Here is a 21,838-nt window from a genome sequence, read left to right on the forward strand (position 1 = left end):
GGCAACGTGCCGGGTCATGCGGCTCGGTAACCGCTATCTCCTCCTCTCCCGCATCGCCATGGGCGGTATGGGGGAGGTCTGGCGTGCCCGCGACGAGCTGCTGGGCCGCGAGGTGGCGGTCAAGGTGCTGCGCAGCCACATCCACGGCGACCCCACGTTCCGCGCGCGGTTCCGCAACGAGGCGCGCATCACCGCGGCGCTGGCCGACCCCGGCATCGCGCAGGTCTTCGACTACGGCGAGCAGAACGACCTGGCCTACCTCGTGATGGAGCTGGTCCACGGCGAGCCGCTGTCGGCCATCCTGGCCCGCAACGGCGCGCTGGGCCCCGAGGTGGCGCTGGACGTGCTCCAGCAGACCGCCAAGGCGCTGCACACCGCCCACGCCGCCGGGGTCGTGCACCGCGACGTCAAGCCGGGCAACCTGCTGGTGACGCCCGACGGCCACATCAAGGTGACCGACTTCGGCATCGCCCGCGCGCTGGAGGCCGCGCCGGTGACGCAGACCGGCACCGTGCTCGGCACCGCGCAGTACGTCAGCCCGGAGCAGGCGCAGGGCCTGCCGCTCACGCCCGCCACCGACCTGTACTCCCTCGGCATCGTCGTCTACGAGTGCCTGGCGGGCCGCACCCCGTTCCGGGGCGAGAGCCAGGTGGCGATCGCGCTCCAGCATCTCAACGAGCAGCCGCCGCCGCTCGGCGTCGACGTGCCGGCCCCGGTGCGTGACCTGGTCATGGCGCTGCTGTCGAAGGACCCGGCGCGCCGGCCCGGCTCCGCGCGGGAGCTGGCCGACCGGGCGTACGTGCTGCGTGACTCGCTGGTGGGGCACGAGCAGGGCGTGGAGCTCAGCATGCTCACCGACCCCGACGGCTTCCGCGTCCACGAGCGGAGCGGCCCCGGGCAGACCGGACCGACCCGGCCGGGGCAGGGCGGGCCGGGGCAGGGCGGGCCGGGGCAGGGCGATGACCCGACCTACGACCTGATGGGCGGGGGCGTGCCGGCCACTGTGGCGCGGCGTCCGGCTCGGCGGCCCTCCCAGCGCAAGGGCACCGGCGCGCGGGCGCTGGCCGTCGTCGCCGCGGCCGGCTGCCTGGCCGCGGTCGGGTTCGGTGCCATGACGCTCGCCGAGCGCGACGCGCCCACGCGGCCGCCGGACGTCACGGAGCCGTCCGGCGCCGGCTCGGCCACGCCGACGCCGACGCACACCCGCACGGCCAAGGCCAAACGCACGCGGCGCCCGCCCGCGATTACGGCGAAGTCCAAACGGCCGGTACCCTCACGGTCGGCTACCGTTGACAAGTCGGCGACTCCTACCCGGAAGCCGACACCCCGACCCACCCCGACCACCCGTACCCCGACCCCCACACCGACTCCGAAGCCCACGACGACGCCGACAAGTCAGACACAGAGCGCTTCACCTGACCCGGCGGCGACAAACCCGCCGAAGGATGGGACGTGACGCGTCATGGGGTCGATGATGGACACCGGCGGCTCCGCGCAGACCGCGGTACCCAAGATGAACGGTAAGGGACAGTGCAGGAAATGACTCAGCCTCGGCTACTCGGAGGTCGCTACGAGCTCGACGGTGTCGTCGGGCGCGGCGGCATGGCTGAGGTGTATCGTGCCCGGGACATCCGGCTGGACCGCATAGTCGCGATCAAGACTCTCCGGTCGGATCTGGCGCGCGATCACACCTTCCAGGCCCGTTTCCGCCGTGAGGCGCAGTCCGCGGCTTCGCTGAACCACCCGGCCGTCGTCGCGGTCTACGACACCGGCGAGGACGTCAGCGAGGGCGCCCCCGTGCCCTACATCGTGATGGAGTACGTCGACGGGCGCACCCTGCGCGACCTGCTCCGGGCCGACCGGCGGCTGCTGCCGGAGCGGGCGGTCGAGCTGGTCGACGGCATCCTGCGGGCGCTCGACTACAGCCACCGCGGCGGCATCGTGCACCGCGACATCAAGCCGGCCAACGTCATGATCACCCGGGCGGGCGACGTCAAGGTGATGGACTTCGGCATCGCCCGCGCGATGGCCGACTCCGCCGCGACGATGACGCAGACCGCGCAGGTGATAGGGACCGCCCAGTACCTGTCGCCCGAGCAGGCGCGCGGCGAGCGCGTCGACGCGCGCAGCGACATCTACTCCACCGGCTGCGTGCTGTACGAGCTGCTGACCGGTCAGCCGCCGTTCACCGGCGACTCGCCCGTCGCGATCGCCTACCAGCACGTGCGCGAGGAGCCGATCCCGCCGTCGCAGATCGACCCGGAGATCCCCCAGTGGGCCGACGCGATCGTGCTCAAGGCCATGGCCAAGGACCCGGCGCATCGCTACCAGAGCGCGACCGAGATGCGCGCCGACATCCAGCGGGCGATGTCCGGCATGCCGGTCGACGCCCAGACGATGGCCATGAACAACACGTACGCCCCGACCACCCGCATGATGACCTCGACGCAGCAGGCCGCGGGCCCGGCGACGCAGCGCAGCACAGCCGTCCCGCCGTACGAGTACGACGACGACCGTGGCGGCGGCAGGGGCGGCGGCGGCCGGCGGCGGGCCAGTGGCGGCGGGGGCAACACCGCGCTGAAGACGGCGGCGTGGATCCTCGTCCCGCTGCTCGTCATCGGCGCGTTCATCGGCGTGGGCTACGCCTTCCTCAGCAACACCGACACGCCGGCGGCGCAGGCGCTCAAGGTCCCCTCGCTGGAGACGCAGACCGAGCAGGCCGCGGTCGCCGAGCTGACCGGTCTCGGGCTGAAGCCCCAGGTCGTCCGCGAGTTCAGCGACGAGTACGACCCGAAGACCGTCATCAAGACCGATCCGGCGGCGGGCGCCGAGGTCGAGAAGGGCGCGACGGTCAAGGTCGTCGTCTCCAAGGGCAAGAAGAAGGTCAAGGTGCCTGACGGGCTCATCGGGCTCACCAGGGAGGAGGCCACCGAGCTCCTCCGGAAGGAGGGCCTGACCGCCACGATCAAGACCAAGTCCTCCACCAGGAAGCAGGGCACGGTCATCTCCACCGATCCCGCCGCGGGCGAGGAGGTCGAGGACGGCGGCAGCGTCACGCTGTACGTGCCCAAGGAGCTGACCACGGTCCCGAACGTCACCGGCATGACGGCCGACGAGGCCAAGGCGGCGCTGGAGGCGGCCGGCTTCAAGGTAAAGATCAGTGAGCAGTTCAACGAGCAGGCCGAGGGCACGGTCTTCCAGCAGAACCCCGGCCCGGACGCCAAGCTGTCCCCCGGCACGACCATCTCGCTCCTGGTCTCCAAGGGGCCCGACCAGTCGCAGCCCACGGACCAGCCGACGTTCACGCAGGAGCCCGATCCGACGCTGCCCACCGACGAGCCGACGGACGAGCAGACGACGATCGAGGATCCGACCGGCGACGACGGCTTCGGATGACGTTCCGGAGCGCGTGACGCTCAGAGCGCTTGAGGAGCCGCCTCCCGGCTGGGAGGCGGCTCCCCGCTTTTCGGTGGCTTCCGGCGGGCCTGTGAGCGCCTGAGAGCCGCCAGGGGCGCCTGTGGATGAACGCCCGCCCGGGGAACGCGGCGAGAACGGCCTGCGGCTCCCCGGCGGCCGGGCCAAGCGAAAGAGCGCCCCCGCCGCTCGGGGGCAACGGCGGGGACGCTCATCTGTGAGTCGTGGCGGCCGGGCCGCGCGTTACACGATCGCGCTACCCGATCGCGTTCAGCCAGTTGGCGAGCAGCCGGTGGCCGTGCTCGGACAGCACCGACTCGGGATGGAACTGGACGCCCTCGATCGGGGCCTCGCGGTGGCGCAGGCCCATGATGACGCCGTCGTCGGTGCGGGCGCTCACCAGGAGCTCGCCGGGGACCGTCTCGGGGCGCACGGCCAGCGAGTGGTAGCGGGTCATCCGCACCGGCGAGGGCAGCGACGCGAACACGCCCCGGCCGTCGTGGGCGATCGCGCTGGTGCGACCGTGGACGATCTCCGGCGCGCGGGAGACGGTGGCGCCGTAGGCGTGGGCGATGGCCTGGTGGCCGAGGCAGACGCCGAGCAGCGGCCGGCCCTCCTCGGCGGCCCGGCGCACCAGGGGCACGCTGACGCCCGCCGCCTCGGGGGTGCCCGGACCCGGGCTGATGAGGACGCCGTCGAAGCCGGCGGCGTCGGTCACGGCCACCTCGTCGCGCGGGCGCACGTCGCACGTGGCGCCCAGCTCGCGCAGGTACTGGACGATGGTGTGGACGAAACTGTCGTGGTTGTCCACCACCAGCACACGGGTCATTGCGTAACCGTCACCTCGTCCAGCGTCATCAGGGGTTCGAGCAGCGGAAACACCCGATACCACAGTACGGCCACCGCGATGCCGGCCAGCACGGCGGCCAGCAGTGCCTTGACGGCCGTGGGGCCGGGGAGCCTGCGCCAGATCCAGCCGTACACGTGATCAGTCCTTCCTGAGCTCGACGCGGTCGAGCACCCCGTGCACGATGTAGCGCTGCGCGGCGGAGTACTCGGGGTGGCAGGTGGTGAGCGTGATGAACGCCTTGGACGGCTTGCGCCGGGGCTTGCCGGGCACCGGGGCGATGACGTCCAGGTCGGTGGGCAGCACGACCTCGTGGTAGGTCACCCGGTAGGTGTAGCGGGCCTCGCGCGCGTCCACGACGATCTCGTCGCCGCGTTTCAGCTCGTCGATCTGGTTGAACGGCGCGCCGTAGGTGGTGCGGTGGCCGGAGACGACGAAGTTGCCCTTCTGGCCCGGCAGGGCGGTGCCGGGGTAGTGGCCGGGGCCCTTGCGCAGGTCCTCGACCGACACGCCCTCGATCACGGCGTACTTGTAGTCGTTGCCCAGCCTGGGCATGCGCAGCAGGGCCACCGCGTGACCGAGCTTGATCTTCTTGAGCCGCTTCGGGCGGCCGTCGTCGCCCTGCTGCTCGCCGCCCGACTGCTCGCGGGCCAGCTCCTGCTCCAGCAGCGGCTGCTCACGGTCGGTGTAGGCGCCCGTGCCCCAGAGCAGGTAGGCGCAGAACAGCAGGAGTACGAGGCCCGCGGTGATGCACAGCTCCCCCACGGCCCGTAGCGTGGCCCTCACCCCCACAGCGTAGGCGCGCCGCTACGGTTCGTGAGGGATCGCCATGTCATGCGCGTGGCGACTATCCTGGGCCGGTCCCAAGCTCGCCGCTCTCGGCTACGCTGTCTCAACTACGCTAAACGAAGAGCCTGTGGACGATCCGGAAGCCCAGGCCCTCAGCAGGAGTCATCCAGTGCCCAAGTCGAAGGCTCGCAAGAAGGCGGTCTACACGCCGCCGCAGAAGTCCCAGCAGGTCAAGGTCAGCCCGCGCTGGCTGGCGCCGACGATGGTGGCGTCGTGGATCATCGGCATCCTGTGGATCGCCACGTACTACGTGGCCCCGCAGCAGGCGCCCCTGATCAAGGACCTCGAGGCCTGGAACCTGCTGATCGGGTTCGTTTTCATCATCTTCGGTGTGGTGCTCTCCACCCGCTGGCGTTAGATCTTTCCACAGTCTTTTCCACACCCTGGGGACGCCGGGTCACCGGCCGTTCACCCGGCGGTGCCGAGAATGGCCGTGGTCCGTACGACGACGAGTGCCACGAGTACGACCAGCGCCCCCGCGAGCGCCAGCGCCTGCCACAGGGCCCGGTTGCTCCGGGGGGCGTAGGCCATCGCGGCGGCGAGGACCGAGCCGGTGATCAGTCCGCCGATGTGGCCGGTCCAGCTGATGCCGGACACCACGAACGTGAACACCAGGTTGAGGCCGATGATCAGGGCGATGCCGCGCACGTCCAGGTTCAGCCTGCGGCCGACCACGAACACCGCGCCGAACAGGCCGAAGACAGCGCCTGACGCGCCGATCGTCGCCGTGTTGAGCGGGTCGAGCCAGTAGCTCAGCACCGAGCCGCCCAGCGCGCTGAGCAGGTAGACGGCCAGGTAGCGGATATGGCCGAAGGCACGCTCCAGGTAGGGGCCGATGACGTAGAGTGCCCAGCCGTTGAACAGGATGTGCAGGATGTCCCGGTGGAGGAACGCTCCGGTGAGCAGCCGGTAGTACTCGCCCCCCTGGGCCACCCCGTTCGGCCACATGGCGAAGCGCAGAGAGAGCGGGTCGTTCGGGAGCTGCTGGATGCCGAAGACCACGACGTTGATCGCCAGCAGCGCCCAGGTCACGTACGGCGTGCGGACGACCGCGCCGCCGAACGTGGACCTCGCCTGGCGCATGCCCTTGCTGCCCTCGGCCACGCACTCGGGGCACTGGAAGCCCACGGCGGCGTCGCGCATGCAGTCGGGGCAGATCGGGCGTTCGCAGCGCTGGCAGCGGACCCAGGTCTCCCGCTGGGGATGCCGGTAGCACGTCGGCACGGCCTCCGCGGGCTGCTCCGGGGGCAGGGGCGGCTGGCTGGTCATGCCCGCAGCCTACGGCCTCACCGGCCCTGCCGCGTGCGCCGACGCCGCCCCTCAGCCTCCGACCCGGGTCCCGGGCCGAGCCCTGGGCTCAGCCCTGGACGCGCTCGATCGTCACCGACTCCAGCACGACGTCCTCGACCGGACGGTCGTTGCGGCCCGTGCGGGTCTTGGCGATCGAGTCGATGACGTCCTGGCCCTCGACGACCTCGCCGAAGATGGTGTGCCGGCCGTTGAGGTGCGGCGTCGGGACGACCGTGATGAAGAACTGCGAGCCGTTGGTGCCCTTGCCGAAGCGGACGCCCGCGTTGGCCATGGCCAGCAGGTAGGGACGGTTGAAGTAGAGGTCCGGGTGGATCTCGTCGTCGAACTCGTAACCGGGGCCGCCGATGCCCTGGCCGAGCGGGTCACCACCCTGGATCATGAAGCCGGAGATCACCCGGTGGAAGATCGTGCCGTCGTAGTACTTGCCGGTGCTCTTCTCGCCGGTGCCCGGGTGGGTCCACTCGCGGTTGCCCTCGGCGAGCTCCACGAAGTTCCGCACGGTCTTGGGCGCCTGGTTGGGGAAGAGTTCGACCTTGACGGTGCCGTGATTGGTCTGCAGGTTTGCGATCAGCTTCTCAGCCACGAGACAGCTGCCCCCCTCTATGCACACGGTTAGTTCTGTGGTGTTTCGTTGACTATGGCCGTTAGGCCTCCGGGCCATCCTCCCACGGCTCGTCATGATTGAGCCGCCTTCTACCGGGAAGGTCAGGCTCGGGGCCCCAACGACAGGGGAGGTTGTCGTGTCCCTGACACTAAGAAGACGCCGCGTGGTCATAGAGGTTCCCGCCACGTGGATGGGCCGCATGAAGGCCCGGGCCGTCGAGACCGGTCAGCGTGTTGCACCCATGGCCGACCAGGCCAAGGTGATGGCCGATCAGGCCAGGATCATGGCCGACCAGGCCAGGTTCGCCACCGCCCAGCGCATCGAGGACGCCCGTTACTGGGCGGCACCGAGGCTGGAGGACGCCGCGCATCGGGTGGAGGACCAGTTCGCTCCCAAGGTCAGCTCGATGCTGACCGCGGCGGCCGACAAGATCGACCCGACGCCCGCCAGATCGCGGCGTTGGCCGATCATGATTCTGATCACTGGTGTCGCCGTGGGCGCGATGGGCTACATGGCCTATCGCCGTAACGCGCAGCAGTGGACGGATCAGATGAAGGACTCCGCGTCCGACGCGTCGCGTTGGGTGAGCGAGAAGGCGGACAAGACCGCCCAATCCACGGAGAACGCCGCGTCCACCGTCACCGAGACGACGGACGAGGCAGCGCACAAGATGCAGTGAACCAGCGCGAAAGTGCGCCCCCACCTCAGGGGGGCGCACTTTCGCGTTTCACGGCACCGGCGGGGCGGCGTTGACGGCGTACCAAGCGCTTGTTAGAACGAGCGGCATGAGCCTGTCACCGCTCGACGACCACCCCGTCCACCAGGCCGCCGAGGTCATGCGGCACGTGACCACGTCCGACCGCAACTTCTACGACCGCTACTACTTCAACTGCCACGCCGGCACGGACGAGCTGATGCTGATCATCGGCCTCGGCCAGTATCCCAACCTGGGCGTCACCGACGCGTTCGCCTGCGTGCGGCACCGTGACGCCAACCGCGACCTGCACCGCGTCGTGCGCGCCTCCCGCGAGCTGGGCGCCGACCGGATGGACACCGGGATCGGCCCGTTCCGGGTCGAGGTCGTCGAAGGGCTCAAACGGCTCCGCGTCGTGCTGGAGCCGAACGAGCATGGCCTGTCCTTCGACCTCGCCTGGGAGGGCACGATCCCGGCGACACTGGAGCCCCGGCACTTCCTGCGCCGGCAGGAACGGGTCATCTTCGACTCGGTACGGCTCGCGCAGACCGGGAGGTGGACCGGCCACATCCGCGTGGGCTCCGAGGAGATCCCGGTCACCCCCGACCGATGGCAGGGCACCCGGGACCGGTCCTGGGGCGTCCGGCCCGTCGGCGAGCCGGAGCCGCCCGGCGTCCAGGCCAGGAACGCCGGCACGTTCTACTGGCTGTACGCGCCGATGATGTTCGACGACCACGCCATCCTCTGCATCGTGCAGGAGGACGAGCGCGGGCGCCGGGTGCTGGAGGAGGCCACCCGGGTGTGGTCGGACGGCCGCGAGGAGGAGTACCTCGGCCGGCCCGAGTACCGTCCCGTCTACGCGCCCGGCACCCGCGACGTGGTCGAGGCCACGATCACCTTCGCGCCACCCGGAGGCAAGCCGTTCGACGTGCGCTGCACGCCGATCCTGCCGGTCCACCTCATGGTCGGCACCGGGTACGGCCTCGAACCGGACTGGCGGCACGGCATGTACCAGGGCGCCGGGCCGGTCGTGCAGGGGGTGACCTACACGCTGCCGGCCGACGCGGCCCGGATGTGGGGCCTGGTCGACGCCGTGGGCCGGTTCGAGTACGACGGTCTGGTGGGACACGGGCTGTTCGAGTACTGGGCGCTCGGCCCGCACCCGTCGTTCACTTCCTGACCGGCCGGCTACTCCTTCTCGGCCTTGCAGACCACCGTGAAGCGGACGCCCTTGACGTCCTTGAGGCCCTTGGGCGGCACACCGTCGGGGCCCTCGGCCGGGACGGCGGGCACGGCCTCGACCACCTCGGGCTCGCCCCCCTTGACCTCACCCCCCTTCAGCTCGCCCTCCTTGAGGCCGCCCTCCTTGAGCCGCAGGATCTTCGCCTCCTCTCCGGGCTCGGCCTTCCTGATGCGGAGCTCCGGCGCGCCCTCGGGGAGGGTTTCGGCCGCCTTCTCCGCCTTTTCCGCGGGCACCGCGCGCTCCAGGCGGAAGTCCTTCACCCGGGCGGGCTCGACCGGCTCGCCCGGATCGCCCTCGGCGACGACGACCTTGCCGTCCTTGAGCTTCACGACTTTGAGGGCCTTGACGCCCTTGGCGAAGCTCAGGGTCTCGCCGTCGCTCGTCCTGCAGACGATCGCACCCTCGGGCGCGGGCGACGGGGTCTCGTCGGCCAGCGCCGACCCGCTGAGGATCGACAGGGCGAGGACGCCCACCGCGCCCAGGATCCCGACACGCCTCTTCAACATGGACATCTTCCCTTCATGGAAGGTGCTCGGCACGATCTGACGGTCCGAGACTGGCCCGCCGTACCTGAAGCGAGCCTGAACGCAGCCGAAATGATCTTCAGGTTGGCTTTAGGCAGCGTGCGGCACTCTGGTCGGCGTGCGGCTCTTACTGGTGGAGGACGAGCGGCGGCTGGCCGGTCTCGTACGGGACGGGTTGTCGGGCGAGGGCTTCGCGGTCGACGTGGCCCACGACGGCCGCGACGGGCTGTGGATGGCGACCGAGAACCCCTATGACGTGATCGTCCTGGACGTGATGCTGCCCCGGATGAACGGCTACACCGTCTGCGCCCGCCTGCGCGAGGCCGGGAACTGGACGCCGATCATGATGCTCACGGCCAAGGACGGCGTCTACGACGAGGCCGAGGCCCTCGACACGGGCGCCGACGACTACCTGGCCAAGCCGTTCTCGTACGTGGTGCTGCTGGCGAGGCTGCGGGCCCTGGTGCGGCGGGGCGGCAGGGAGCGGCCGGTGTCGATCACGGTGGGCGACCTGGTGCTCGACCCGGCGGGGCTGCGCTGCCGCAGGGGCGAGGTGGAGATCGCGCTGACGCCGAAGGAGTTCGCCGTGCTGCACGGGCTGGCGCGGCGGGCGGGCGAGGTGGTCTCCAAGAGCGAGCTGCTCGCGCAGGCGTGGGACTTCTCCTACGACGGCGACCCGAACATCGTCGAGGTCTACATCAGCGCGCTGCGGCGCAAGATCGACCAGCCGTTCGGCCGGTCGTCGCTGATCACGGTGCGGGGCGCCGGTTACCGGTTGGAGGCGACATGAGCGCGGACCTGACGCGGACCCCGCGGGACCGGCTGCGGACCGCACTGCCGGCCGGGCTGGTCGCCGGGGTGCGGAAGAGGTTGCCTGTCGGTCTGCCGGCCGGGCTGTCGTCGGTACGGCTGCGGGCCACGGCGGCGGCGACCCTGGTCGTGGCGCTCGCCCTGGGGGTCGCCGCGGCCGTACTCGTCGTGACGTTGCGCGGCAGTCTGGAGGCCAGCACGGACGCCGAGGCGGCGCGGCGGGCGGTGGCGGCGGCGCCGCGGCTCATCCAGGCGGTGAAGGCCGTTCAGGCCGAGCCGGCGGAGGCCGGGAGCGCGGCCCCGCTCGACGCGAAGCCCGTGAAGACCGAAGAGAAGCCCGGCGTGAGGACCGAAGGGAAGCCGGGTGTGCGGCCCACTGAGGAGACCTATGAGGGGGCCGAGGCGGATCAGCCGATGGGTGACCCCGACGTCCTGCTCATCGGCGGCTCAGGTGAGTCTCTGGCCGTCACGGAGTGGGCCCAGCCGCGCCAGTACGCCGTGGCGGCCCTGAAGGTGGCCACGGCGGACGGGACCTCCACGGTGCTGGCCAGGGCCTCCCGCGCCGGTGCCGAGGAGGCGTTGCGGGCGCTCGACGGCGCGCTGCTGCCCGGTGTTCCGGCGCTGCTGGGGGTGGTGGCGGCGATGACGTGGTTCTCGGTGACCCGGGCGCTGAGGCCGGTCGCCGCGATCCGCGCCAAGATGGCCGACATCACCGCCCGGGACCTGCACCAGCGCGTGCCGGTGCCGCGCTCGGGCGACGAGATCGCGGCACTGGCCACGACCGTCAACGGCACGCTCGACCGGCTGGAGACGGCCGTCGGGACGCACCAGCGGTTCGTCGCCGACGCCGCGCACGAGCTGCGCAGCCCCATCGCCACGCTGCGGGCGCGGCTGGAGCTGGCCCCGCCCAGCGAGCTGACCCGCGAGGCGCTGGCGGACGTCGAGCGCCTCCAGGCGCTGGCCGGCGACCTGCTCATGCTGGCCAGGCTGGACGCCGGTGAGCCGGTGCGGACGACGTCGCTCGACCTCGGGCAGGTGGCGTTCGAGGAGTCGGTGCGCCACGGGCAGGAGAAGGAGCCGCGGGTCGTGGTGGACATCGAGCCGGACGTGGTGGTGCGGGGCTCGCGCGGCCACCTCGCCCGGCTGGTGACGAACCTGCTCGACAACGCGCGGCGGCACGCCGAGACGGCGGTGACGGTCCGGGTGCGCCCGGGTGACGGCCTCGCGGTGCTGGAGGTGCTCGACGACGGGCCGGGGATCCCGCCGGAGCACCGGGAGGCGGTGTTCGACCGGTTCACCCGGCTGGACGAGGCGCGGGCCAGGGACGACGGCGGCGCGGGCCTGGGTCTGCCCATCGCCCGCGACATCGCGGGGCTGCACGGCGGCACTCTGGTGGCGATCGACGGCGGCTTCCGCGCCACGCTCCCCGCGAGCACGTGACCGGGGCCGGCCCCCGGTGAGGTGGGCCGGCGCTAGGGAGACAGGTGGACCGGGCAGCCGAGGTCGGCGCCGATGCGGGTCAGGCCGGCGGCGAAGGAGTCGCGGGTGTTCCGGTCGTAGCCGATGAAGAAGCGGTTGGCCAGCCGCACGCCCCAGCGCAGACTCGTGGCCACGTCGTAGACCCGGTGGGTGAGCCGCGTTCCGCCGAGGTGGGCGACGAACGTCCACTCGCCCCGGTACCACCATCCGCCCTGGAGGGCGATCATCCGGTCCGTGACCTCGGCGGTGCTCGTGTGCCCGGGGATGTCCTCGACGGTGAACCGGCCGCTGTCCGGCGCGCCCTCCGGCAGCAGGGTCCGGGCCAGCACCGCGCGCACGCGCTCCACCGGCGCCTCCACCACGCCCGACACCTCAGTGATCAGCCTCTTGTCCATGGTCGCCTCCTTCGGATACCCGCTCCATCAGTGATCGCTTGACCGTGTCCGGCCAGTCGAGCGCGCCGCTCTCCAGCCGCTCCAGCACGCCCCGCACCCAGGCCAGCTCGGCCGCCTGGACGGCCCGCTGGTAGTCGAGCTCCAGCGCGAGCACCTCCGGCAGGCCGTTGTCGGCCATGCCCGCCAGGTGCGCGTCGAGGCCGCCGACCGCCGCCTCCAGCGCGGCGGCGCGGTTGCGCAGCGCGCGCCGCGCCTCGGGCACCGGCAGCGCGCCGATCAGCGAGATCCCGGCCACGAGGACACGCCGGTCCGGATCGGGCCGTTCCAGCAGGCGCCGCAGCCTCGTGGCCAGCTCCTGCCGTCCCTCGCCGGTGATCTCGTAGACGGTCCGCTCGGGGCGGCGGCCCTCGCGCGCGGTGGCCGCGGGGACGATCAACTCCTCGCGTGCCAGCCGTTCGACCGCGTGGTAGAGGCTCCTGGGCAGCCCGGCCACGTAGTCCTTGTGCGTGTCCACGATGAGGCGGTGCAGCTCGTAGGGGTGGCTGGGACGGACCGAGAGCAGGGCGAGCACGGTCAGCCCGGCCAGGTCATGGCGCTGCGCCATGATGCCTCCTTCTATAGTGCAACTTGCACTATAAGCGGGGCCGCCGGAGCTGTCGAGGGTCCGCCGGGGGCGGGCCCGTCAGGCGAGGAGACTGTCGAGCTGCATGAAGGCGCGCTCGATGATCTGCCGGGTGACGTCCTCGGGGTACGGGAACTGCTTGACCATGTCGCGCAGCCCCTCCACGTGCGCCCGCCTGGCCAGCGCGGCGACCGTCGCCAGCTCCGCCGCCTGCGCCTCGGCGAACGCACGGTCCACCACCGCGCCGTGACCGGGCACGATCACCTCGCCGGGCAGCTCGGCCAGCATGGCGGCCGCCGTCTCCGGCCAGTCCAGGGGGTACGAGTCGCCGAACGCCGGCGGCGCCCCCTGCTCCACCAGGTCGCCCGCGAACACCACCCCGGCGTCGGGCACGTACGTGACGATGTCGTTGCTGCTGTGGCCGAGCCCGAAGTGGCGCAGGTGGACGATCCGGCCGCCGATGTCGAGCGTCGCGGCGGTGGTGAACGTGTGGTCGGGCGGCACGATCACCACCTCCTCCACCTCCTCGCGCCTGGCCTCCGGCACCCGGTCGACGACTCTGGCGCGCTGCTCCAGCCCGTACCGCTCGATCTCCTCCGCGCACCTCACGTGGCCCCAGATCTCGGCGGGCAGGAACGGCGCGTTGCCGAAGTAGTGGTCGAAGTGGGAGTGGCTGTTGACGACCGTCCACGGGCTGCCGGTGATCCGCCTGATCGCCTCGATCAGGTCGGCCGCCTCGCGGTGGGACATCCGCGTGTCGAGTACGAGGCAGTGCCCGTCGCCGACCACCAAGCCGACATTCATGTCGTACGACCTGTGGCGCCGGACGTACACCCGGTCGCCGACCTCCCGCCATTGCTCCCTCATGAACGAAACCTTACTGACCGGACGATCTCAGCCCCGGAGGTAGGCGAGGACCGCCAGCACCCTGCGGTGGCCGTCGGCGGCCGGCGGCAGGTCCAGCTTGGTGAAGATGCCCGCGATGTGCTTGGCCACGGCCGCCTCCGTGACGAACAGCTCACGCGCGATCGAGGCGTTGGCGCGGCCCGCGGCGACCAGCCCGAGCACCTCCCGCTCGCGGGGTGTGAGCCGCGCCAGCGGGTCGCGGCGCCGCCGCAGGAGCTGGCGCACCACCTCGGGATCGACGACCGTGCCTCCGGCGGCCACGCGGTCGAGCGCGTCCACGAACTCCCGCACGTCACCGACGCGGTCCTTCAGCAGGTAGCCGATGCCGGCGCCGCCCTCCGAGTCGAGCAGCTCGGCGGCGTACGTCTGCTCGACGTACTGGCTGAGCACGAGCACGGCCAGCTCCGGGCGCGCCCGGCGCAGCTCCAGGGCGGCGCGCAGCCCCTCGTCGGAGAAGCCGGGCGGCATGCGCACGTCGGTGACCACGGCGTCCGGCCGGTGCTCGGTGGCGGCCTCGACCAGCGCGGGCGCGTCCCCGACGGCGGCGAGCACGGTGTGGCCGAACCGTTCGAGGAGGCCGACCAGCCCCTCCCGGAGCAGGACGGCGTCCTCGGCTATCACTACGCGCACGGGATCTCCACTCGCACCAGGGTCGGCCCGCCGGCCGGGCTGGACACCGACAGCCTGCCACCCACGACGGCGAGCCGGTCGGCCAGGCCGGTCAGACCGCTGCCGCGCCCCGGATCGGCCCCGCCGCGGCCGTCGTCGCGGATCTCCACGAGCAGCGTGCCGCCCTCGGCGCCGCCGGTGACGCGGGCCGCGCTCGCGCCGCTGTGCCGGGCGACGTTCGTGAGGGCCTCCGTGACGACGTAGTAGGCGGTGACCTCCACGGCCGGTGGCAGCCGCTCCTCCAGCGCGAGCTCCACCTCGACCGGGACGGGCGAGCGGCCGGCGACGTCGCGGACGGCGGCGGGCAGTCCCCGGTCGGTGAGCACCTGGGAGTGCACGCCCCGGATGAGCGCCCGCAGCTCGGCCAGCGCCTGCTTCGCCTCGTCGTGCGCCCGCGCCACCAGCCGTCCGGCCGGAGTGTCGTCGGGCAGGTCCAGCCGGGCGATGCCGAGGCTCATCGTCAGCGCCACCAGCCGCTGCTGGGCGCCGTCGTGCAGGTCACGCTCGATCCTGCGTCGCTCGGTCTCGAACGCGTCCACGAGCCGGGCCCGCGACCGCAACACCTCGCTCAGCTCGGCGGCCTGCGGGGCCAGGATCGCACGGGTCATGGCGCCCCTCGCCCCGGCCCAGGCGGTGAGCGTGTACGCGGCGACGGGCACCAGCAGGACCCCGAGGCCCGAGGCAGCGAGCCCGACGGGGACGCTCACGGTGGGCTGCACCACCGGCGTCAGGATCAGCAGCACGAGCCCGACCGCGGCGAACAGCGCCATGACCACGTCCAGCCACCACAGCAGCAGCACCGTCACCCCGCCCAGCGCCGCCTCCCGGCGCAGCCCGCCGGGCGTGACGGGCAGCGGCACGTCGTCCACCAGCCGCAGCCGCCACCGTTCGTAGCGGGCCACCACGGGGGTGAGCAGCGCGACCACCGCCACCCCGGCGACCGCGACGGCCGGGGAGGCCGTCACCGCCACTCCGGCCACGACGCCCATGACGGGCACTCCGGGCACGACCGCGGCCAGCAGGTAGGCCAGCGAACGCCACGGCCAGGCCGACCTCAGGAAGGGGATCGGCCGCTGGGTGAGCGCTTCCGGCGCGGTCCTGACGAGCACGCCGCGACACTATCCGCGCGCGGCCCCAGGGGTCGGTAGTGCCAGGTAGACCTTTTTGCCCGCATTCACACCGGGGCTTCTCGCAGGCGAGCTCAGAGGGGCGGATTCAGCCTCCGGGCCGCGACCGGTGGACCGGGAGCTGAGTACGCGAACCCCATCATCGACTGACGGCGTCCCGCTCGATGGCGGGCAGGGCGGTCAGGAAGGGCGTGGAGTCGTCCGATGGCGGCGGCACCGGGTCCGGGCGGTCCACGGCCTGGAGGGTCAGGGCGCCCGCGGCCAGGACGACCAGGCAGACCGCCACGATCAGCACCCGCCGCCGCAGCCGGGAGCCCGGGGCGAAGGCCAGCCGGAGCCGCCATCCCAGTCCCGGCGGTTTCAGGCGCACGCCGGCCGTCAGGCGGGCGAACGCCGCGTCGACGTCCAGCTCGGGCTGGTCCTCAGGCGGGTTCACAAGACAGCGATCTTAAAACATTACAAACGCCATCAAGCGCTTTCTCGATCACATATTGATCACGCACTCGATTTCGATGCGCGGGGCACGGCATTTCGGCCCGAAATTCGGCGGCGGCGCCGTTCAGGAGTGTTGTACGGCGTGGCGCGCTTTTCCACCGCTAACGCTCGACATAATGAGGTGATCACCTGGTCGCGGACGCCCGGCGGGAGGAATCCATGCGTTCCGTCGCGGGATTGGGAGCCGCCGCCGTTCTCCTGATGAGCCCGGCCACCGCGACCGCTCTGCCTCGCCCGTCCGTCTCCACGGCCGCCGTCCGCGGCCCCGTGCCGGACGACTGGAAGAAACGCACATCCCTGCGGATCCTGCCGCCGTGGCCGCGCCAGAACGACGAGGTGCGAGTCTTCGTCCACTGCCCCGTCAAGGCCAACCACGCGCTCATCGGGTCCACCGCGTTCACGCTGAAGGGCTCGCGGCGCATCTACCGCGAGGTGGGGCTGGGCCTGTCCGACCGCGGGCTCGGCCGGCGCGCCGTCGGCATCTCGTACTACGCCTTCCCGGGCGACCACCTCGCGCACCTCAGGTGCGTCAAGGTCACGATCGACGAGCACACGCGCATCCGGAAGGTGCGGCTGATCAGCCGCTTCACCGTGCCGCTGGTTGTACGCCCGTTCCGGCTCGGCCGCTTCTTCTGACCCGGCCGTCCACCGGGCGCCGGTCCCTGTCCGGTCGGATCGGGGCACGCCTTCCCAACCCCCGTTGTCCGGATATGTCTGGCATGGCAGGGGGACGGTGTCGTACATCTGACCCATGACCACGTACTCCGCCGTCGTCACCACCGGCATCTACTGCCGGCCCGGGTGCGGCGCGAAGCCGCTGGCGAAGAACACCCGCACGTACGAGCTGGCCGCCGCCGCCGAAGCCGCCGGGTTCCGCGCCTGCCTGCGCTGCCGGCCGTACCGTGTGGCCGGTCCCATCGCCGCCGACACGCCCGAGCTGGTGTGCCGGGCGTGGCAGCTCATCATCGACGGAGTCCTCGACGAGGGGACCGAGGCGGCGCTCGCCGAGCGGGTCGGGCTGTCGCCGCGCCACCTGCGGCGCCTGTTCCTCAGGCATCTCGGCGCGAGCCCCGACCAGCTCGCCCGCTCCCGCCGGGCGCACTTCGCGCGGCGGCTGCTCGACGACACCGACCTGACGGTGCTGGACATCGCGTTCGCGTCCGGGTTCGGGAGCCTGCGGCAGTTCAACCGGATCATGCGTGAGGTGTTCCGCGCCTCGCCGACCGACCTGCGCGACCGGCGGCACCGCGCGGACCGGCTCGTCGCCGACGGCGGCCTCGCGCTGCGGCTGCCGGTCGTGCCCGGCTACGACTGGGACGCGGTACGGGACTTCCTCGCGGCGCGGGCGGTGCCGGGGGTCGAGGCGGTCGAGGGGCGTACGTACCGGCGCACGATCTCCGTGGACGGCGCGCCGGGGGTGCTGGAGGTCTCCCCCGGCGACACCGCGGGGCACCTGCTGCTGCGGGCCCACCTGCCGTACTGGGAGGGGCTGATCCACGTGGTGGACCAGGTGGGGCGGCTGCTCGGCACGGAGACCGACCACGCGGCCGGGGTCGCCGCGCTGTCCGCCGATCCGGTGCTCGGGCCGGTGGTGCGGGAGCGGCCCGGGCTCGCCGTGCCGGGGGCGTGGAGCGCGCTGGAGATCGGCGTACAGGAGGTCCTGGGCCGGGGCCGGTGGCTGGAGGCGCTGGTGGAGGGCCTCGGGACGCCGGTCCCCGGGCTGCCCGGCGGCCTGACCCACGTCTTCCCGGAGCCCGGGGCGCTGACCCGGACCGCCCTCGCGGCACTGACCCTGCCGGAGACGGCCTCTCCGCTGAGCGAGGCGGAGGTGACGCGGGTCGCGGCGCTCGCCGCGGCCGTCGCCGGCGGGGACGGGGCGCTCGGGTACGGCACGAGCCCGGACGCGCTGGGGGCGCTGCCGCACCTGGACGAGGACCTGCGCCAGGCCATCGGGCTGCGGCTGGGGCAGCGCGAGGCGTTCCCGCTCGCGGACCCGGCGCTGCTGGCCGCGCTGGAGCGGATCGGCGTGCCGCGGACTGGCGCGGCCCCGTGGACGGCCGGGCGGTGGCGCCCGTGGCGGGCGCTCGCGGCCGCCCACCTCATGGCGTACGGCGAGCGTCACCGCGTTCGGAGCCGGACCTGACATGGCGTACGGCGAGCGTCGCCGCGGTCGGAGCCGGACCTGACGGGGCGGTCACCACGTGAGGTGGAGCGCCTCCGGGGAGCGGTGGATGAGGGTGGGGGCCATGGTGACGTCGGTGCGGTCCAGACGCAGGCCCGGCAGCTCGCGGACAAGGAGCTCCAGCGTGATCCGGACCTGCTCCTTGGCGAGGTGGGAGCCCGGGCAGCCGTGCGGGCCGTGGCCGAAGGACAGGTGGCGTGCGACCGGGCGGGCGATGTCGAACGTGTCCGGGTGGGTGTCCGGATCGGCGTCGCGGCCGGCTGAGGCGAACGACACGAACACCATGTCGTCCCGGTGCAGCTCCGTCCCGCCGAGCGTCACATCCTCGGTGACCGTACGGCGGAAGCCCTGGATCGGCGCGTCGAACCTGACCGCCTCCTCGACGGCGGCCGGGATGAGCGCCGGCCGCTCGCACAGCAGCTCCCACTGGCGGCGGTCACGCAGCAGGTTCAGCATCACCGTCCCTAGCAGCGCGGTGGCGGTGAGGTGGCCGGCGAGCAGCAGGTTCTGCACGTTGGCGACGATCTCGTTGCGCTGGCCGAGCGTCAGCTCCCCGGAGCCGGGGGCCAGGTCGCGGACGATTTCGGTGATCAGGTCGTCCCGCGGGTTGGTCCGCCGCGCGCGGGCGTAGCCGTCGAGGAGGCGCTGGAGGGTCACCACGTCCTTGGCCGCCTCGACCTGCTGGTCCTCCGTCAACCCGGCGAACACCAGCTCCTCCGCCTGGTGCCCGCCGTGGACGGCGCCCGGCGTGTCGGCCGGGTCCAGCCCCATGAGATGGCCGATCACGGCGGCGGGCAGCGGCCTGGCGTAGGCGTCCATCCACTCCACCCGCCCGTCGCCGGCGAACCCGGCGATGAGCGCCTCGGCCCGTTCGGTGACGAACGGCAGGGCGGCGGCGATCCGCGCCGGGGACAGGCCACGGGTGAGCGGCCTTCGCAGCCGCCGGTGCGCCTGGCCGTCGGCCGTGAGCACCGCCCGCGCCCCGCCGTACCCCTTGGCCATCTCCGACAGCGCGCGCCCGCCGGGCACGACGTCGGGCCGCAGCGCGCCCGCCGACGAGAACTGTCCGGGCCTGCTCAGCACCTCCCGGACGTCCTCGCGCCTGCTGACCAGCCAGGCGTCCAGGTCGGGCACGAACGTCAGGCCCGGCGTACGGCGGGCCTCGGCGTACAGGGGGTACGGGTCGCGGTAGAACCGGTGCAAACGTTGCAAGCGCGCTAAGGCGTCAGGGTTCACGTACCCATCGTGACATCGCGGGGTCTCAGAAGAGAGTCAGCGGCTCGGTTCCGGTGGCGTCGGACGGCGACATGGGCTCGGGCAGCGGCTCCAGCTCGGGCACCAGGGCGCGGACCTCGTCGTGGAAGCGGCGGGCGAGGGGCAGCGCCTCGGCGTTGTCCGGGGTGTGGACGAAGACCGTCGGGGAGCGGCCTTCGCGCAGCCACTCCACGACCGTGCCCACCCACGGCCGCCAGCCCTCGGCCGTACGCGTGATGTCGTCCCGGCCCAGGTAGCGGACGATCGGACGGTCGGTGAGAGCCGTGGCGCGACGGGGCACGCGCGGCTTCTTCGTCCAGGCGTCACGCTCGGCGTCGCTGGTGGGCGGGCTGTCGAAGAACGCGACGGTGTCGAACGGGATCCACTCGGCGCCGACGCGGCCGAGCACCGACTCCAGCGCGCGGGCGGCCCGTACGTCCTCGAAGAAGGCGCGGTGCCGCACCTCGACGGCGTACCGGTGCCCCTCGGGGAGCCGCTGGAGGAACGCGGCGAGCGTGCCGAGGTCGTTCGGGCCGAACGAGCCCGGCAACTGGACCCACAGGGCGTGCGCCCGGGGCCCGAGCGGCTCGATCGCGTCCAGGAACGTCCGCAGCTCCTCGCCCGCGCCGGTGAGACGGCGCTCGTGGGTGATCGGCTTGGGCAGCTTGACCACGAACCGGAAGCCGGGATCGGTCTGCGCCGCCCACGACTCCACCGTGCTCCTCGCCGGGGTGGCGTAGAAGGTGGTGTTGCCCTCCACCGCGTCGCACCAGGTGGCGTAGGCCCGCAGGCGCTCGGTGGGGGGCAGCGGGTGCGGCAGGAAGCGTCCCCGCCACGGTGTGTGAGTCCACATGGCGCATCCCACATGAAGCCGCATGCCCACGACGCTACACGCCCCGCTCCGCCGGGAGGGTGGCGCCGATGGAGCGGGCGAGGTCCGCGGGCAGGGGGTACGGGCGCTCCGCGGGCAGCAGGCCGGTGATGTCCCGGCCGTCGCGAAGGGCCCGCCGGAGGTCGTGGACGCGGCCGGTCACGTCCGTGATCGCCACGATCCACTCGCCGAGGTAGCGGGTCACCGCCTCACCGGACAGGCCCACCTGGATCGACCGGTACGGCAGGGCGTTGTGGTGCGGGTCGCGTTCGGGGTCCCACTGGATCCGCACCGGGCTGGCGCGCAGGCGTGCCTTCCACCCGGCCGCGTCGGCGGCGCCGTCGGAGTGGCCGTCGGAGTGGCCTTCGGGGTGGCCTTCGGAGTGGCCTTCGGGGTGGCTGAGGCAGGCGTGTTCCAGCGCCCACGCGAACCCGTCCCGCGTGATGTCGATGGCCAGGACCCTCGTCTGGCCGGGCTTGGCGGCCCAGCCGCAGCGGTACATCATCCACAGGAAGGACGGCTTGATCCAGGTCATCCGGTCACGCTTGAACGGGGGCACGAAGCGCTGCGCGGCGACGGCCGGGTCGGCGATGGCGGGGTCGTATGCCTGGTAGACGGTGATGGACTCGTCGGTGAAGGCGGCACGGATCTGCCGGTACGGAACGTTCATCCAGGCGATGGTGCAGAACCGCCCACCTGCCCGGCAACCGGTTTCCGCTCGGCGATACAACGTATGGTGCCGATACAGTGTCCCGTACGGACAGGCCTGCGCAAGGGGAGGAGGCGCGAAGGTGGCGCGACGAGAGGCCGGAGAGGGCGAGCCGACGCTGGTGTGGGAGCGGCCCGAGCCACCGGCCAGGCCCGCCCCGACCCCCCTGAGCAGGGACGGGATCGTGCGGGCCGCGATCGAGCTGGCCGACGCCGACGGGCTGGACGCGGTGTCGCTGCGCAAGGTCGCCGCCGCGCTCGACGCGGGCCCGATGCGGCTGTACGGCTACCTGTCCACCAAGGAAGAACTGCTGGACCTCATGGTGGACGCCGTGTACGGCGAGATGCCCCGGCCGGCCCGCACCGGCGACGACTGGCGAAGCGCCCTGCGCTCCCTCGCCCACGGCACCAGAGAGGCCGCCCTGCGGCACGAGTGGTTCGCCGACCTGCTCGGTGGACGGCCGCACCTCGGCCCCAACGCGCTGGCCCGCCTGGAGGCGTCCCTGGCCGCCCTCGACGGCGCGCCCGGCTTCGACCACATCGACACGGTGCAGCACGCCGTCCAGACGGTGAACGTCTACCTGGTCGGGGCAATCAGGACCCAGGTCGCCGGGCTGCGCGCCGAGCGGGACACCGGCCTGGACGAGCGGCAGTGGCAGATCGCCTCCGGCCCGTACCTCACCCGGATGCTGGCCACCGGCCGCTACCCCACGCTGGCCCGCTGGGTCCACGACGCCACCCACATTGACGCGGACGCGACCTTCGAGGCCGGCCTCGCATGCGTCCTGGACGGCATCGCCGCCCGCCTCCGCCGCTGAGATCCCCCGTGGAACG

General features: G+C 72.4%; 25 protein-coding genes. 10 read left to right on the forward strand and 15 right to left on the reverse strand.

All coding sequences use genetic code 11. The features are described from left to right. Positions 1–16 precede the first annotated feature (16 nt). Together ABZS51_RS01740 and pknB are read left to right on the forward strand one after the other, a co-directional pair. Positions 17–1,456, forward strand: a complete 1,440-nt coding sequence (locus tag ABZS51_RS01740; protein ID WP_355434787.1) for a serine/threonine-protein kinase — start codon at positions 17–19, stop codon at positions 1,454–1,456. Positions 1,457–1,539: 83 nt separating this feature from the next. After that, a complete protein-coding gene (gene pknB, locus ABZS51_RS01745; protein ID WP_355434790.1) occupies positions 1,540–3,396 on the forward strand; it encodes a Stk1 family PASTA domain-containing Ser/Thr kinase in 1,857 nt (618 codons plus the stop codon). A 274-nt stretch (positions 3,397–3,670) separates the two neighbouring features. Here the strand turns inward: pknB and ABZS51_RS01750 are convergent, their stop codons facing one another. The 3 genes from ABZS51_RS01750 to ABZS51_RS01760 are packed head-to-tail and all read right to left on the reverse strand — an operon-like array spanning position 3,671 to position 5,047. Beyond that, positions 3,671–4,243: a gamma-glutamyl-gamma-aminobutyrate hydrolase family protein gene (locus tag ABZS51_RS01750; protein ID WP_355434793.1), complete on the reverse strand. Its 573-nt coding sequence runs from the start codon at positions 4,241–4,243 to the stop codon at positions 3,671–3,673. After that, complete coding sequence (locus tag ABZS51_RS01755) at positions 4,240–4,398, reverse strand: hypothetical protein (RefSeq protein WP_310707636.1); 159 nt, start codon at positions 4,396–4,398, stop codon at positions 4,240–4,242. The genes ABZS51_RS01750 and ABZS51_RS01755 overlap by 4 nt, the downstream gene beginning before the upstream one ends. A gap of 4 nt (positions 4,399–4,402) precedes the next feature. After that, positions 4,403–5,047, reverse strand: a complete 645-nt coding sequence (locus ABZS51_RS01760; protein ID WP_355434796.1) for a class E sortase — start codon at positions 5,045–5,047, stop codon at positions 4,403–4,405. Positions 5,048–5,219: 172 nt separating this feature from the next. Between ABZS51_RS01760 and ABZS51_RS01765 the strand changes: the two genes are divergently transcribed. Beyond that, entirely contained in the window at positions 5,220–5,468 is a 249-nt protein-coding gene (locus tag ABZS51_RS01765; RefSeq protein WP_310707638.1) for a cell division protein CrgA, read from the forward strand. A 50-nt stretch (positions 5,469–5,518) separates the two neighbouring features. Here ABZS51_RS01765 and ABZS51_RS01770 read toward each other — a convergent pair whose 3' ends face one another. Continuing rightward, positions 5,519–6,379, reverse strand: coding sequence for a rhomboid family intramembrane serine protease (locus ABZS51_RS01770; protein ID WP_355434799.1), 861 nt, complete (start codon positions 6,377–6,379; stop codon positions 5,519–5,521). Between the two features lie 88 nt (positions 6,380–6,467). After that, positions 6,468–7,004, reverse strand: coding sequence for a peptidylprolyl isomerase (locus ABZS51_RS01775; RefSeq protein ID WP_310707640.1), 537 nt, complete (start codon positions 7,002–7,004; stop codon positions 6,468–6,470). 184 nt (positions 7,005–7,188) lie between these two features. On the opposite strand from ABZS51_RS01775, the gene ABZS51_RS01780 reads away from it, so the two are divergent. Both ABZS51_RS01780 and ABZS51_RS01785 read left to right on the forward strand, forming a co-directional pair. Further along, entirely contained in the window at positions 7,189–7,704 is a 516-nt protein-coding gene (locus ABZS51_RS01780) for a hypothetical protein (RefSeq protein ID WP_355434802.1), read from the forward strand. A gap of 106 nt (positions 7,705–7,810) precedes the next feature. Further along, positions 7,811–8,899: a hypothetical protein gene (locus ABZS51_RS01785; RefSeq protein ID WP_355434805.1), complete on the forward strand. Its 1,089-nt coding sequence runs from the start codon at positions 7,811–7,813 to the stop codon at positions 8,897–8,899. Positions 8,900–8,907: 8 nt separating this feature from the next. On the opposite strand, the gene ABZS51_RS01790 is transcribed toward ABZS51_RS01785, so the two are convergent. Continuing rightward, entirely contained in the window at positions 8,908–9,468 is a 561-nt protein-coding gene (locus ABZS51_RS01790; protein WP_355434808.1) for a hypothetical protein, read from the reverse strand. Between the two features lie 136 nt (positions 9,469–9,604). Here ABZS51_RS01790 and ABZS51_RS01795 point away from each other — a divergent pair, with 136 nt between their 5' ends. Then, complete coding sequence (locus ABZS51_RS01795; protein WP_355434811.1) at positions 9,605–10,276, forward strand: response regulator transcription factor; 672 nt, start codon at positions 9,605–9,607, stop codon at positions 10,274–10,276. Then, the gene (locus ABZS51_RS01800) at positions 10,273–11,736 is read left to right on the forward strand and encodes a HAMP domain-containing sensor histidine kinase (protein WP_355434814.1); all 1,464 of its coding nucleotides are present in this window, start codon (positions 10,273–10,275) and stop codon (positions 11,734–11,736) included. Before ABZS51_RS01795 ends, ABZS51_RS01800 begins: the two co-directional genes overlap by 4 nt. A 32-nt stretch (positions 11,737–11,768) precedes the next feature. Here ABZS51_RS01800 and ABZS51_RS01805 read toward each other — a convergent pair whose 3' ends face one another. The 6 genes from ABZS51_RS01805 to ABZS51_RS01830 form a co-directional block, all read right to left on the reverse strand. Next, positions 11,769–12,170 carry a hypothetical protein gene (locus ABZS51_RS01805; RefSeq protein WP_355434817.1) on the reverse strand — a complete coding sequence of 134 codons (402 nt, stop codon included), beginning with the start codon at positions 12,168–12,170 and terminating at the stop codon, positions 11,769–11,771. Then, a complete protein-coding gene (locus ABZS51_RS01810) occupies positions 12,148–12,774 on the reverse strand; it encodes a PadR family transcriptional regulator (RefSeq protein WP_355434820.1) in 627 nt (208 codons plus the stop codon). The genes ABZS51_RS01805 and ABZS51_RS01810 overlap by 23 nt, the downstream gene beginning before the upstream one ends. A gap of 78 nt (positions 12,775–12,852) precedes the next feature. Next, a complete protein-coding gene (locus ABZS51_RS01815; RefSeq protein WP_355434823.1) occupies positions 12,853–13,659 on the reverse strand; it encodes an MBL fold metallo-hydrolase in 807 nt (268 codons plus the stop codon). 27 nt (positions 13,660–13,686) lie between these two features. Further along, positions 13,687–14,328: a response regulator transcription factor gene (locus ABZS51_RS01820; protein ID WP_355434826.1), complete on the reverse strand. Its 642-nt coding sequence runs from the start codon at positions 14,326–14,328 to the stop codon at positions 13,687–13,689. Next, entirely contained in the window at positions 14,319–15,476 is a 1,158-nt protein-coding gene (locus ABZS51_RS01825) for a sensor histidine kinase (RefSeq protein WP_355434829.1), read from the reverse strand. Before ABZS51_RS01825 ends, ABZS51_RS01820 begins: the two co-directional genes overlap by 10 nt. A 157-nt stretch (positions 15,477–15,633) precedes the next feature. Next, positions 15,634–15,930 (reverse strand): hypothetical protein, encoded by a 297-nt coding sequence (locus ABZS51_RS01830; RefSeq protein ID WP_355434832.1) that lies wholly within the window; start codon positions 15,928–15,930, stop codon positions 15,634–15,636. 218 nt (positions 15,931–16,148) lie between these two features. Here ABZS51_RS01830 and ABZS51_RS01835 point away from each other — a divergent pair, with 218 nt between their 5' ends. Then, positions 16,149–16,625, forward strand: coding sequence for a hypothetical protein (locus tag ABZS51_RS01835; protein WP_355434834.1), 477 nt, complete (start codon positions 16,149–16,151; stop codon positions 16,623–16,625). 115 nt (positions 16,626–16,740) lie between these two features. Then, positions 16,741–18,132, forward strand: coding sequence for an AlkA N-terminal domain-containing protein (locus ABZS51_RS01840; RefSeq protein WP_355434837.1), 1,392 nt, complete (start codon positions 16,741–16,743; stop codon positions 18,130–18,132). A gap of 51 nt (positions 18,133–18,183) precedes the next feature. On the opposite strand, the gene ABZS51_RS01845 is transcribed toward ABZS51_RS01840, so the two are convergent. Genes ABZS51_RS01845 through ABZS51_RS01855 form a run of 3 tightly spaced genes read right to left on the reverse strand, consistent with a single transcriptional unit; the run spans position 18,184 to position 20,966 of the window. Then, the gene (locus ABZS51_RS01845; protein ID WP_355434840.1) at positions 18,184–19,383 is read right to left on the reverse strand and encodes a cytochrome P450; all 1,200 of its coding nucleotides are present in this window, start codon (positions 19,381–19,383) and stop codon (positions 18,184–18,186) included. Positions 19,384–19,432: 49 nt separating this feature from the next. Then, complete coding sequence (locus ABZS51_RS01850; RefSeq protein ID WP_355434843.1) at positions 19,433–20,278, reverse strand: DUF72 domain-containing protein; 846 nt, start codon at positions 20,276–20,278, stop codon at positions 19,433–19,435. Between the two features lie 34 nt (positions 20,279–20,312). Continuing rightward, a complete protein-coding gene (locus tag ABZS51_RS01855; protein ID WP_355434846.1) occupies positions 20,313–20,966 on the reverse strand; it encodes a DUF4291 domain-containing protein in 654 nt (217 codons plus the stop codon). Between the two features lie 121 nt (positions 20,967–21,087). On the opposite strand from ABZS51_RS01855, the gene ABZS51_RS01860 reads away from it, so the two are divergent. After that, entirely contained in the window at positions 21,088–21,822 is a 735-nt protein-coding gene (locus ABZS51_RS01860) for a TetR/AcrR family transcriptional regulator C-terminal domain-containing protein (RefSeq protein WP_310707666.1), read from the forward strand. Positions 21,823–21,838 lie beyond the last annotated feature (16 nt).

Source organism: Nonomuraea sp. NPDC005501 (genome assembly GCF_040605905.1).
Classification (GTDB): domain Bacteria; phylum Actinomycetota; class Actinomycetes; order Streptosporangiales; family Streptosporangiaceae; genus Nonomuraea.

Coding starts and splice junctions, on each gene's coding strand:
- ABZS51_RS01785 (WP_355434805.1), top strand. CDS start 7,811: ATGAGCCTGTCACCGCTCGACGACCACCCCGTCCACCAGGCCGCCGAG.
- ABZS51_RS01815 (WP_355434823.1), bottom strand. CDS start 13,659: ATGAGGGAGCAATGGCGGGAGGTCGGCGACCGGGTGTACGTCCGGCGC.
- ABZS51_RS01835 (WP_355434834.1), top strand. CDS start 16,149: ATGCGTTCCGTCGCGGGATTGGGAGCCGCCGCCGTTCTCCTGATGAGC.
- ABZS51_RS01800 (WP_355434814.1), top strand. CDS start 10,273: ATGAGCGCGGACCTGACGCGGACCCCGCGGGACCGGCTGCGGACCGCA.
- ABZS51_RS01810 (WP_355434820.1), bottom strand. CDS start 12,774: ATGGCGCAGCGCCATGACCTGGCCGGGCTGACCGTGCTCGCCCTGCTC.
- ABZS51_RS01855 (WP_355434846.1), bottom strand. CDS start 20,966: ATGAACGTTCCGTACCGGCAGATCCGTGCCGCCTTCACCGACGAGTCC.
- ABZS51_RS01850 (WP_355434843.1), bottom strand. CDS start 20,278: ATGTGGACTCACACACCGTGGCGGGGACGCTTCCTGCCGCACCCGCTG.
- ABZS51_RS01805 (WP_355434817.1), bottom strand. CDS start 12,170: ATGGACAAGAGGCTGATCACTGAGGTGTCGGGCGTGGTGGAGGCGCCG.
- ABZS51_RS01840 (WP_355434837.1), top strand. CDS start 16,741: ATGACCACGTACTCCGCCGTCGTCACCACCGGCATCTACTGCCGGCCC.
- ABZS51_RS01740 (WP_355434787.1), top strand. CDS start 17: ATGCGGCTCGGTAACCGCTATCTCCTCCTCTCCCGCATCGCCATGGGC.
- ABZS51_RS01790 (WP_355434808.1), bottom strand. CDS start 9,468: ATGTTGAAGAGGCGTGTCGGGATCCTGGGCGCGGTGGGCGTCCTCGCC.
- ABZS51_RS01770 (WP_355434799.1), bottom strand. CDS start 6,379: ATGACCAGCCAGCCGCCCCTGCCCCCGGAGCAGCCCGCGGAGGCCGTG.
- ABZS51_RS01750 (WP_355434793.1), bottom strand. CDS start 4,243: ATGACCCGTGTGCTGGTGGTGGACAACCACGACAGTTTCGTCCACACC.
- pknB (WP_355434790.1), top strand. CDS start 1,540: ATGACTCAGCCTCGGCTACTCGGAGGTCGCTACGAGCTCGACGGTGTC.